Raw genomic sequence first — 12,528 nt, 5'->3', positions numbered from 1 at the left:
TTCTAGCCTAGTACAATTTATCGACCAACTCAAATTATCTTTATATTTCACTCACTTAATGATGAAAAGCATTCTCATTCCTGCTTAGATTAACTTGCTATCCCACTCTAATCCCAAGGATAAATCTCAAATGATTAACCCGTGTAAGAAAATACGAGGCAAAAAATAGCCCCCTAAATCGGAGGCTATGATCGAATCAAGACTATTTAGATAATGCGGTCTTTCGTTAACTTCTCACGACGTGCTTCTTCAGCGGCCATACGACGTTTACGTTTGTCACAAGGGTCATCACAATCACACGCTTTTTCAATCCCTAGAACACCTAAACCGCCACAACTTCCTTCAACGGCTTTGCGCTTGATGAGATAACCAATCGACATGAGCAAAAAGAAGACTAACAAGATCACAAATGCCGCGATAAAAGAGGTCATGGTTTACTCCAAAAACTAAATAAGGAAAGGCTTGAAGGCGTCGCTGTAATAGACCTTAAATCCGTCGCCTTGCTTTTCGATTAGCATTATCGCCAAGTGTTCCTTCTTGGCAAGCTCCAATGATGCTTCTGTGCCCAAAACCATCATGGCCGTCGCAAAACCGTCGGCCGTCATACAATTTTGATGCAATACAGTCACGGATGCTAACTTATGATTTATCGGCAAACCAGTACGCGGATCGATTATATGCGTAAAACGTTGGCCGTCTTCTTCATAATAATTACGATAGTCGCCAGAGGTCGCCATCGCCATAGTACCAGGTGCAATAACCTGCTGTACGGCTTCAGAGCCATCATTGGTCGGTTGCTCTATAGCAACACGCCAAGAGCTTCCATCACCTTTGGCACCTTTGATACTCAGTTCGCCACCGATTTCAACTAAATACCCTGTCGCGTGGTATTTATCAAGAATGGAAGCGATCTTATCAACCCCAAATCCCTTCGCGATTGATGATAAATCTACATATAAATAGGTGTTGTGCTTACTTAGACGGTTGCCTTCAATGGAAAGTTCACTAATCCCTGTTTTGGCTTTAGCCGCATCAATATCAGCCTGTGTCGGAACTTTCGTTGGACGCTTATCAGGTCCAAAACCCCACAGATTAACTAAAGGACCTAAGGTAATATCAAGTGCCTTATCCGTCACTTGATATAAACGTATTCCCTCTTGCACCACTTTTATGGTATCCGGTGAGACTTCAACACTTTGCTCCAATGGCAATTGGTTGAAACGGGATAATTCTGAATTAGGCCGATAGGTCGACATCTGGTCATTGACTAGCTCAAGGGCTAAATCAATCTCCGCTTGAAGTAACTGCGCCGTCGGCATCTGCTCATTCGGAACGACTTTAATGTGATAAGTCGTGCCCATAGTGCTGCCGGCCAACGAAATGACTTCGTTTTGCTTAGAACAGGCTGAAACAAAAAAGGCCAGTCCCACGAGGACTAGCCAGTTAAATGAATACTTTAACGCTGAGGTATTGATCTTTAAGGTCTGAAACATAGTGACCTACTACTCTTATTTGGGCCCTTAAATGCAAAAGTTGCAGATGAAAGGTTAACCTCAACATCTGCAACTTTTCTATCTAGGACTAATGAACATTAGCCGCCGAAGTCATCCAACAGGATGTTTTCGTCTTCGACACCAAGATTTTTCAACATACCAATGACGGCGGCGTTCATCATTGGAGGTCCACACATGTAGAACTCACAATCTTCTGGAGCATCATGGTTTTTCAGATAGTTTTCATACAATACGTTATGAATAAAACCTGTGTAACCATCCCAGTTGTCCTCTGGTTGAGGATCTGAAAGTGCCACATGCCATACGAAGTTATCATTCTCAGCCGCTAGGCCGTCGAAATCTTCTACGTAGAACATTTCACGCTTAGAACGTGCACCGTACCAGAAGCTCATCTTACGTTTAGACTGAAGACGCTTCAGTTGGTCGAAGATATGTGAACGCATTGGCGCCATACCCGCACCACCGCCGATAAACACCATTTCTGCATCGGTATCTTTCGCGAAGAATTCACCGAATGGGCCAGAAATTGTCACTTTATCGCCAGCTTTTAAGCTCCAAATGTAAGATGACATCTTACCGCAAGGCAGAGTCAAGTTACGTGGTGGAGGCGTAGCAATACGCACGTTCAGCATAATAATACCGAACTCTTCTGGGTAGTTAGCCATTGAGTATGCACGGATAGTTTCTTCATCAACCTTAGATTCAAGATTGAAGAAACCGAAGTGTTCCCAGTCGCCACGGTATTGTGCAGGTACATCAAAATCTGCATATTTAATATGATGAGCAGGTGCTTCGATTTGAATATAACCGCCAGCACGGAATGGTACAGACTCGCCATCAGGAATTTGCAGCTTCAGTTCTTTAATGAAAGTGGCTTTGTTATCGTTAGAGATAACTTCACATTCCCATTTCTTGATACCGAAGATTTCTTCGTCAAGCTCGATTTCCATATCGTTCTTAACGTTAACCTGACAAGAAAGACGACAACCTTTACGGGCATCACCTTTGCTGATGTGGTCAAGTTCCGTTGGCAGAATATCGCCGCCGCCAGACTTAATCACCACGCGACATTGGCCACATGAGCCACCGCCACCACACGCACTCGATACGAAGATACCGCTGTTAGCCAAAACGCCTAACAACTTACCGCCCGCACCGGTTGTAATCGCTTTTTCAGGATCGTCATTAATGCCGATCGTGATGTCACCACTAGCCACTAACTTAGACTTAGCGAATAAAATCACTAATACCAAGATGAGGACGATAGCAGTAAACATACTCACACCGAGGTAAACCTCGAGCGGAGTAGATTTAAAAATACCAAGAATATCCATTAACTTATCCTTAGAAGGTCCAATTCAAGAAGCCGTTATGTGTCTCTTACAGAGACACACCTGAAAACGACATGAAACCTAAGGCCATCAAACCAGCGGTGATAAAGGTAATCCCTAAACCACGTAGGCCGTTAGGCACGTCGGCATACTTCAGCTTCTCACGGATACCGGCCATCAATACGATAGCTAATGCCCAACCCACTCCTGAGCCGAAACCAAACACCACACTCTCGCCTAGCTTGTAGTCACGCTCAACCATGAATGATACCGCACCGAAAATCGCGCAGTTCACTGTGATCAAAGGTAAGAAAATACCTAATGCGTTGTACAAAGGTGGAAAGTACTTGTCCAGTGCCATTTCCAGAATTTGAACCAAAGCCGCAATCACACCGATAAAGGTAATGAATTTCAAGAAGCTTAAGTCAGCTTCAGGTGCGCCAGCCCAAGCAAGTGCACCAGGAGCTAGCAGCCCTTGATAGATAACTTGGTTTGCAGGGACAGAGATAGTTAACACTACAACTACCGCAATCCCTAGGCCCATGGCTGTAGTGACTTTCTTAGACACAGCCAAGAAAGTACACATACCTAGGAAGAAGGCCAGTGCCATGTTTTCAATGAAAACAGAGCGAATTAACAGGCTAATATAATGTTCCATCGCACTTACCCTTTTGCTTCAACTTGCTCTGGCTTATAGGTACGAATAATCCAAATCAAAACACCGATCAGGAAGAACGCACTCGGAGGCAGTAGTAGCAGACCGTTTGGTTGGTACCAGCCGCCATCAGAGATCTTGTGCAGGATTTCAACACCGAACAGAGAACCGTTACCAAACAGTTCACGTACGAAGCCAACAGCTAACAGAATCGCACCGTAACCTAAACCGTTACCGATACCATCCATAAAGCTCATCATTGGCGGTGTTTTCATCGCGTAGGCTTCGGCACGACCCATTACGATACAGTTCGTAATAATCAGACCGACGAATACCGACAGCTGCTTAGAGATCTGATAAGCATAAGCCTGCAGCAATTGGTCAACCACGATTACCAAAGAGGCAATAATGGTCATCTGTACGATAATACGCACACTGCTTGGAATATGATTACGGATCATTGAGATAAACAGGTTCGAAAACGCAGTTACCGCAGTTAACGCCAACGCCATTACCAGTGCAGTTTCGAGCTTACTCGTTACCGCTAATGCACTACATACACCAAGTACTTGTAAAGCAATCGGGTTGTTGTTGACTATAGGTCCGGTCAGAACCTGTTTCAGTTCTTTAGCGTCAGACATTAGTTGAGACCTCCATTGCGTGCTTTTTCAATGAAACTCGCAAAACCTTCTTTACCCAACCAGAATGTCAGTGAATGTTGTACACCGTTACTCGTTAAGGTTGCGCCAGATAATGCATCTACACCGTACTCAGTGCTAGCAACAGTTGGGTTTTTCGTTACGCTGATAGCGAGTTTACCTTGCTCATCAAATAACTTTTTGCCATGCCATTTCGCTTTCCACTGAGCATTTTGCACTTCGCCACCTAAGCCCGGCGTTTCGCCGTGCTCGTAGTAGACTAAACTTTGCACTGTGTTTAGGTCAGCATCCATAGCAAGGAAGGCATACATAGTAGACCATAGGCCATAACCATGGATTGGCAGAATGACACTGGTTAATTTACCTTGGCCGTCACGAACAAGATAAACTACAGCCTTATCAGCAACACGTTTCACTGAAGCGATGTCATTCTCAGGTACAAATGAGGTTTTCACATCACGAGACGCTTTACGTTGATCATAAGTGTCAGCATCAACACCCTCAACCCAAGCACCCGTTTTCAAATCGACCAGTTTAGCTTCGATGTGTTTGCCGTATGTATCCAGAATTTGCGCTTTGGTCACTTTGCCAGCTTTAGTATCGATAAGACCAGCGGCTTCCAGAATGTACTTTTGCTTATCAAGCAGTTTATTTTCTGCTTGAGTCGGTCTCAGTAACACTGCTGCAGTAGACACAAATATCGCACAAATTAGACACAGGCCAACGACGATAAATAAGGTTCTGCCGAACGAATCTTTATTACTAGCCACGGGCAATCCTCCGCTTGATATTTGCCTGAACCACGAAGTGGTCGAACAATGGCGCGAACAAGTTAGCAAACAAAATTGCCAACATCATGCCTTCAGGGAATGCAGGGTTAATCACGCGGATAAACACAGCCATTGCACCGATCAAGATACCGTATGCCCATTTAGCTTGGTTAGTAAATGACGCTGACACTGGGTCTGTCGCCATAAACATCATGCCAAACGCAAAACCACCTAACACTAAGTGCCAGTACCAAGGCATTGCAAACATTGGATTAGTGTCACTACCGACAACGTTAAGCAGCGTAGAAATGGCAATCATGCCCACCATTACACCGCCAACGATACGCCATGAAGCGATACGCGTGTAGATGATGACCAAACCACCTAACAGAATCGCTAATGTAGACACTTCACCCACTGAACCTGGAATGAAACCGAAGAACGCATCCCACCAGTTTTGGTTAATTGCGTAATCTAAAGTGCCAGACGCCGCTTGGCTCAGTGCAGTTGCACCTGAGTAACCGTCAGCCACAACCCATGAGGTATCACCTGACATATTCAACGGATAAGCGAAGAACAAGAAGGCACGACCCGCTAGTGCTGGGTTTAAGAAGTTACGCCCTGTACCACCGAACACTTCTTTCGCCACGACCACACCGAAGGTGATACCCAGCGCCACCATCCATAATGGGATAGTTGCTGGCAGCGTTAAAGCAAACAGGATAGAGGTAACGAAGAAACCTTCGTTGACTTCATGACCACGGATAGAGGCGAACAGCACTTCCCAGATACCACCGACGGCAAAGGTCACCGCGTAGATAGGTAGGAAGAAACAGGCGCCATACCACATCAGCGCAGGCCAGCCAGAGTTTGCCGTCAGTTCGGTACCGAACATGCTGAACAAGCTCACTTGCCATACGTCAGGGGTAGCAAAACCAGCCACTAAAGCTAATTGAGCTTGTAAACCTACGTTATACATACCCACGAACATCGCGGGGAAAGCACAAGCCCAAACCGTAATCATCATACGTTTTAGGTCGAGGTTATCGCGAACGTGGGTTTTGCCCTTGTTCACTTTACCTGGGGTATAAAAAATCGTGTATGCCGCTTCGAATAGGGCATAAAACTTTTCGTATTTACCGCCTTTTTCAAAGTCGGGTTCAATACGTTCGAAAAAATCTTTCAAGCTCATTAGCCTTCCCTCTCGATCGTATCTAGACAGTCACGCAGATATGAACCGTAGTCATACTTGCCTGGACATACGAACGTACACAGTGCGAGATCTTCTTCATCTAACTCTAACGCGCCTAAAGTAGCAGCACCGTCAAAGTCACCTGAAATCAAGTCACGCAACAACATAGTAGGAAGAATGTCCAATGGCATTACACGCTCATAGTTACCAATTGGCACCATAGCGCGGTCTGAACCACCTGTACTGGTCGTCATGCTGAACAGACGAGAAGGAGCAAGATGTCCTAAGAATGCACGAGTGATAGAATATTTGTCTGAGCCTGGTAATACCCAGCCTAAAAATTCTTTCTCTGTACCTTCTTCTAACAGACTTACTTGAACATGGTAACGACCTAAATACCCTTGTGGGCCAACGGCTGTACGACCATTCAGAACAGAGCCTGAAATCAGACGAACATTGCCATCTAAGGCTTCACCTGCGGTTAATTCAGTCATGCTCGCGCCCACAACAGTGCGTACGAGTCTTGGCTTAGCCGCTTTAGGGCCTGCGATCGCAATAACACGTTCGGTATTGAGTTCACCCGTCGTAAATAGCTGACCAATTGCTATTACATCTTGGTAACCAATATGCCAAACGGTACGTTTTGCAGAGGCAGACAATAAGAAGTGAATGTGAGTACCGACTAATCCTGCAGGGTGCACACCGGCAAATTCTTCAACTTGGGCGTTTGCGGCAGGAATATCAGCGCCAGGCGCTTTACAAAGGTAAACTTTACCGTCAGTAAGTCTTGCTAAGACCTTAAGACCATTAGCAAAATCTTCTTTATGCTCACGGATCACCACAACGGGATCAGCGGCAAGAGGTTGAGTATCTATTGCGGTTACAAAAATACCAGCAGCAGAAGAGTCTACAGCAGGAACTTTGCTAAAAGGACGAGTACGCAAAGCAGTCCATAAACCTGATTCAATCAGATTGTCACGGACTAACTGCGAGTCGAGCGTATCGAGTGCAGTGGCATCATATTTAGCAAAGGCAACGCTGTCGTTTCCTTCCACTTCAATGACAACAGACTGCAGAACACGCTGGGCGCCCCGGTTAATGTCTAATATAGTACCACTGGCTAAAGCCGTATATTTAACGCCTAAATTCTTCTTATCTTCAAAAAGAACTTGGCCTTTTTGTACTTTATCGCCCACTTTGATCTTCATCGTTGGACGTAAGCCAATATACTCTTCACCCAAAGTAGCTACATGTTTAATGGCTGGGCCATTATGGATAACTTGCTCTGGTCCGCCTGCTATAGGCAGTTCCAATCCTTTCTTAATTGTAATCATATCCACAAGCACTACGTTTGAAGGAAAGACAATGCGCCGCGTTCCTGCTAAATACTTAGGTTTTAAACAAAACCTACTGCATTGAGCTAGCGCAGATTTATCACAGAAATGCGATCGCAATCACGCTGGTCGCGCGCATTTTACCCCAATTGACTTGGCATCGCCACGAAAATTATAGGTGATTTCAAACCTAAAATACGGATTGAAAAAAATCATGCGCTACGGCGTTCACCTTCCGACCTAGTGACTGATCAGAAAGAGAGAATATTACGGCCACTGGGTACTATAGCATTAATAATTAAAGATTTAATTTAGCAAAAAGTCGAAACGTCCACTAAACGCAGCCGAAATCGATCTTATTTGTTTCAATTGATTTAAATTCAAACAAAATAAAACTCAATTTAAAAGCGCCATTGATAACCTAAATAGCTAATACGTCCATTTTCCGATCGAATTCCGCTATTTGATGCTGTCGTAACTAATGACTCATCTAAGAGATTTTCTATCCGAAAATAAATCTCATGGTGACGGTTAAAATGATAATTCGCCGCTAAATCTACCCGCCATTGTACTGCGATAGGTTGTAATTCAGCACCAAATTGGCCCATTTCCCGCTCGGATTGATAAAAGACATTTGCATTCAATTCATATTCGGCATATTTCATTCCAGCACTAAAATGCAATTGCTGCTCAGGTAACCAAGCCACCCTATCGCCAGCCACGACGCAGCCTTGGATTTCATTGCAGCTATTTGTTTGATACTCGGCATTTGAATACTGATAATTCAAGGCTAAAGGTAACTGCACGCTGCCCAGTTCCCACTGATAGCCAAGATTCAGCTCAACCCCTTTGGTCAGCACATCCACGACATTGCCTTGAACCCACAATCGACTGTCGGCACATTGGGTATACGCATCGCAATTGACATGCAGATTATCAAAATCTTGGACATAGGTTTTGATGTCTGCACTAAAACGCTCGCTGGCATATTGGGCGCTGACTTGATATTGCAGTGACACTTGCGCCTCTTGCTCAATATTACCCGCACTCGCGGCGGTCCATGAGCGTCGAATATCCGTACTAAAGCGCCAATCTCCAGCATGATATAAAACGCCAAGTTGTGGCATCCAATCGCTGTCGGAAAAATCTGCCGCTTCGAGTCCGGCATAAGCTAAATTGACCTTGCGATTGACGCTCACTTGTTCATAGGCAAGCGCGAGCTTTAGCTGCAATCCGTCCCAATTAAACAAAGAATCGATGGCCGAAGTGAATGCCGTCGCATCATCGGTATAAGCCAACAGCGCATTGGGAGCTTCACTCACTACACTCAAGTCCTGCTGCCATAGACTCTGCTGATCGCCAAGGTGCATCTCGGCTTTATCCGTATGATAACGGGCGCTATAGATAATTTGATGGGCACCATACTGATTCACCGATTCAGTTTGTGCCCCAAAGGAGCTGAAATCATTGTCTTGCTGTAAAGAAGCCAGTTCGACGCCATCGACTGTCGGCTGACGTTCAAATGCGGCCAACGCAGCAAGACTCTGGGCATCGAGCATTTGCCCATCAAATTGATTGAGTTGGTTTAATTGCTGCGAATAAGACTGGTAGTAAAAGTCTGTGGTGACCTTATGCCCACCATTGAGTGTAACTTGGTGAGACAGTTGGTACTTATGATGTCGCCCCTGATGTTTATCCGCCGCAGTGGCCGAATACAAACTCATAGGATCTTGTTGCCAATCGGCCTGTGTTAACCCAAGCTGAGAGCGATAACTATCATCATCGAGAAACTGATAGGTAAACTCAGTCACCTGTGGACTTCTGGCGCCGAGTAAACTCGCGGCGTTGATTTTAAATAAGATGTCTGTCGTTTGGTGGTCTGTGTCTTGACCATTGAGCAAGTGATCGGCGCCGCTATTATCTGCATAATTAACCGCGAGTATCATCCCATACTCTTTTTGCTTCACTCCCCAATTCATATCGACACTGTAGTCTGAATCGGTATTGCCCTCGAGAGTCGCCTTACTATTCTCGGTCTGCTCAGCAACAGGTAAGGTTTGATAACTCACCACCCCAAACGCACCTTGCCCACCGACAGCCATATTTGCCATCGGGGTGGCAGTAACACTCTGTTGTTGCAGCAGATTAGGTAAGAGTTGTAATTGCGGTGCAGAATACGGCGCAGGGGAGAAATACACTCTATCTTGTAATACCGCAATACCTTGAGTCGCGCTACGCATGCTGATGCTCGCGGGATTTCCACTAAGATCCGCAGGTAAAACCGTCAAAGCAGTCAATTGACCTAACGCTAAACGATTAGACGTTGAATGAAATGTGTCATTGAGCTTGTTCAATTCAAGCATTTGACTGTGAAGATCATCGGCGAACGTTGTGCTAGAACAGGCAAGAGATACAGAAATTGCACAAAGTGATACAGTGAAGTAACGACTAGGCATACCAAGCTCCCAAAAACTTTGTTAGCGTACGGTGTTTTTGTTATTAACTTGTAAAATAACTGAATTTGAATGAAAAAAAAAGCGACTCTCGTCGCTTTCTCTTATTTACTTCAGGAAACTGAATTTACTAAAGAAGCACTCTCATACTATAAAAGTGCGAACAATTACAGGTTACCTAGAATTTCATCGCTTAATTTTAGATCGTCATTACGATTAACACTTACGCCAGCCGCAATAATATTACGGGCGATATCTTGTGCTTGCTCTAATGAATGCATCTCATACGTACCACATTGGTATTCGTTCAGCTCAGGGATTTCAGACTGCTCAACCACTTTAAGCACATCTTCCATCGCGGCTAACCACGCATCGGCCACTTGGCGCTCTGTGGGTTCACCAATCAAACTCATATAAAAACCGGTACGACATCCCATTGGCGAAATATCAATGATCTCAACATCGCTGCCATTTAAATGGTCACGCATAAAACCCGCGAATAAATGCTCTAGAGTATGAATACCACGCTCACTGAGGATCTCTTTATTCGGTGCGCAAAAACGTAAATCAAATACCGTAATGGCATCGCCCTTTGGCGTGCTCATATGCTTAGCGATACGAACCGCAGGGGCATTCATCCGAGTATGGTCGACGGTAAAGCTATCAAGTAATGGCATAGGGATCTCCAAATTCTCAGGGCGACATCAACGCCACTGTAACTGTCTATTTATGGCTTGCAAGCATAACACCAAATGAATTACGCCGATAACAAGATAATCTAAGATGAAATCATCTCATATAAATCAGATGCTAATGTGACAGTTTGCAGTAAAGAAACCATCATTTAGTGTTGACGCTGTTGACTGTAAGCATCCTCAGATATTTTATGGTACTGGCGCACGCCTTGCTCATACGCGTGATAGGCATCGTACACCTTTCGCATTAAGGGATCTTGATTCGCTTGATCTTCAATCACTTGTTTAGAGATTTTCTCAAGCTCCAACAAGACGTTCGGTGGAAACGCTTTAAGCTCCACACCTTCGTCCTTCACTAACGTTTCAAGGGCGGTCACGTTACGGGTCGTGTATTCATCGAGCATATCTTGGTTAATGGCTCTCGCAGCAACTCTGATTATGGCCTGTAAATCCTCAGGTAAACTCTCAAAGGCAGCGGTATTAATCAAGAATTCCATATTTGAACCTGGCTCATGCCAACCAGGGTAATAGTAGTACTTAGCCACTTTATGTAAACCGAAGGCAAGATCATTCACTGGCCCTACCCACTCTGCGGCATCAATCGCCCCCGTTTGCAATGCACCATAAAGTTCACGCCCCGCCATATTTACAGGTACAGCACCAACGCGTTTCAACACTTCACCACCTAAGCCCGGCATGCGGACCTTCAATCCCTTAAAATCAGCAATGGTATTGATGGGTTTATTAAACCAGCCGCCCATCTGCATCCCAGTATTGCCTCCCGCGAGTGGAATAATACCAAAGGGTTGATACACTTCAGTCCACAGCTCCATACCACCGCCATAGTGAAGCCAGCCATTTATTTCCTGCGCGGTCATACCAAAGGGGATCGATGAAAAAAACTGCGCTGCGGGTGCTTTTCCTCTCCAGTAGAAAGAAGCGGAGTGGGCCATTTGAATTTTACCCTGACTCACACCATCAAATACGGCAAAAGCGGGCATCAACTCACCCGCACCATAAACGCTAATCTTTAACCGACCGTTAGACATTTCATCGACTAAATGCGCAAAACGCTCAGGAGCCATGCCTAAACCGGGGAAGTTTTTCGGCCAAGAGGTCGCAAGACGCCATTCAATAGCAGGTAAAGCGTGGGGAACATCAGTTGCGGCATGGGAGGCAGCTACGCTTTGCGCATCACTGGAGACGGGGTTACAACCGCTCAGTCCCATCAGCAGCACTGAGATAAACAAACTCCCTAACTTACGCATTTTTAATAGTCTCCCTGATGTCAAACGAGCGCATGGATCCAACTGACATGGAAATCCACTCAGGATGGGTATCGACAATCACACCACCCAACCTCTTAAAATAAAACATATTGTTAACACAGAAACTAAGGTAGGGAAACTAGAAACTAAGGTCGGCAAACTCAAAAATAGTCTTAAGTTGGCCTAAAACAAAAAGCCACTCGATGAGGAGTGGCCTTGAAATCTAAGCTAAACAGTATTACTGAGCGATTAATTAACCACGACAATTTGGCGTATTAGGTACTTGTGCATTCGCATCCCACTCATTTTGAGTGAAAGTATGAATAGACAAAGCATGCACGCCATTGGCTAACTCATAGGCTAAGTGAGTGTTGACCAATCGATGACGAGCTAATAAACGTAAGCCATCAAACTGCTCGCTCACCAGCACAACTTTAAAGTGGGTTTCTGAATTCGGTGGTACATGGTGACGATTACTTTCGTTAATCACTTCTAAATGGGTCGGCGAGAAGCATTCGGTTAATTTCTGCGAAATAGTGTTAGCCACAGTGCCCTGCACATGAGTATTGGACATATTCGAGTCTCAGAATGGGAAAATCCAGTTGCCGCAGAGTACTGCTTCAAATTGAAAAGATCAAATTCACGCTTTCAATTTGT

At 45.0% G+C, this 12,528-nt stretch carries 12 protein-coding genes; all 12 read right to left on the bottom strand.

The features are described 5' to 3' along the window. Positions 1 to 206: 206 nt before the first annotated feature. Complete coding sequence (gene nqrM, locus L5M11_RS10170) at positions 207 to 431, bottom strand: (Na+)-NQR maturation NqrM (protein ID WP_105250019.1); 225 nt, start codon at positions 429 to 431, stop codon at positions 207 to 209. Positions 432 to 446: 15 nt separating this feature from the next. Beyond that, positions 447 to 1,493 (bottom strand): FAD:protein FMN transferase, encoded by a 1,047-nt coding sequence (locus L5M11_RS10165; RefSeq protein ID WP_113939874.1) that lies wholly within the window; start codon positions 1,491 to 1,493, stop codon positions 447 to 449. Positions 1,494 to 1,591: 98 nt separating this feature from the next. Beyond that, the gene (gene nqrF / locus L5M11_RS10160; protein WP_028761565.1) at positions 1,592 to 2,848 is read right to left on the bottom strand and encodes an NADH:ubiquinone reductase (Na(+)-transporting) subunit F; all 1,257 of its coding nucleotides are present in this window, start codon (positions 2,846 to 2,848) and stop codon (positions 1,592 to 1,594) included. A gap of 46 nt (positions 2,849 to 2,894) precedes the next feature. After that, positions 2,895 to 3,503 (bottom strand): NADH:ubiquinone reductase (Na(+)-transporting) subunit E, encoded by a 609-nt coding sequence (gene nqrE, locus L5M11_RS10155; RefSeq protein WP_006080469.1) that lies wholly within the window; start codon positions 3,501 to 3,503, stop codon positions 2,895 to 2,897. 5 nt (positions 3,504 to 3,508) lie between these two features. Continuing rightward, positions 3,509 to 4,141: an NADH:ubiquinone reductase (Na(+)-transporting) subunit D gene (locus L5M11_RS10150; protein WP_006080467.1), complete on the bottom strand. Its 633-nt coding sequence runs from the start codon at positions 4,139 to 4,141 to the stop codon at positions 3,509 to 3,511. Then, on the bottom strand, positions 4,141 to 4,929 hold the full coding sequence (locus L5M11_RS10145) for a Na(+)-translocating NADH-quinone reductase subunit C (RefSeq protein ID WP_028761566.1): 789 nt from the start codon (positions 4,927 to 4,929) through the stop codon (positions 4,141 to 4,143). Before L5M11_RS10145 ends, L5M11_RS10150 begins: the two co-directional genes overlap by 1 nt. After that, on the bottom strand, positions 4,922 to 6,121 hold the full coding sequence (locus L5M11_RS10140) for an NADH:ubiquinone reductase (Na(+)-transporting) subunit B (RefSeq protein ID WP_105250021.1): 1,200 nt from the start codon (positions 6,119 to 6,121) through the stop codon (positions 4,922 to 4,924). The genes L5M11_RS10145 and L5M11_RS10140 overlap by 8 nt, the downstream gene beginning before the upstream one ends. Further along, positions 6,121 to 7,455: a Na(+)-translocating NADH-quinone reductase subunit A gene (locus tag L5M11_RS10135; RefSeq protein WP_028761568.1), complete on the bottom strand. Its 1,335-nt coding sequence runs from the start codon at positions 7,453 to 7,455 to the stop codon at positions 6,121 to 6,123. The genes L5M11_RS10140 and L5M11_RS10135 overlap by 1 nt, the downstream gene beginning before the upstream one ends. Before the next feature lie 401 nt (positions 7,456 to 7,856). Continuing rightward, the gene (locus L5M11_RS10130) at positions 7,857 to 9,911 is read right to left on the bottom strand and encodes a TonB-dependent receptor domain-containing protein (RefSeq protein ID WP_263185492.1); all 2,055 of its coding nucleotides are present in this window, start codon (positions 9,909 to 9,911) and stop codon (positions 7,857 to 7,859) included. Between the two features lie 164 nt (positions 9,912 to 10,075). Further along, positions 10,076 to 10,585, bottom strand: a complete 510-nt coding sequence (gene luxS / locus L5M11_RS10125) for an S-ribosylhomocysteine lyase (RefSeq protein WP_028761570.1) — start codon at positions 10,583 to 10,585, stop codon at positions 10,076 to 10,078. A 167-nt stretch (positions 10,586 to 10,752) separates the two neighbouring features. After that, positions 10,753 to 11,871, bottom strand: coding sequence for a TRAP transporter substrate-binding protein (locus tag L5M11_RS10120; RefSeq protein ID WP_131523871.1), 1,119 nt, complete (start codon positions 11,869 to 11,871; stop codon positions 10,753 to 10,755). A gap of 253 nt (positions 11,872 to 12,124) precedes the next feature. After that, entirely contained in the window at positions 12,125 to 12,445 is a 321-nt protein-coding gene (locus L5M11_RS10115; RefSeq protein WP_173246445.1) for a BolA family protein, read from the bottom strand. Positions 12,446 to 12,528: the final 83 nt, after the last annotated feature.

Origin of the sequence: Shewanella sp. SM87, assembly GCF_025653705.1 — a bacterium.
In the GTDB taxonomy this organism is placed as follows: domain Bacteria; phylum Pseudomonadota; class Gammaproteobacteria; order Enterobacterales; family Shewanellaceae; genus Shewanella; species Shewanella oncorhynchi.
This window is presented reverse-complemented; position numbering and strand designations above follow the sequence as displayed.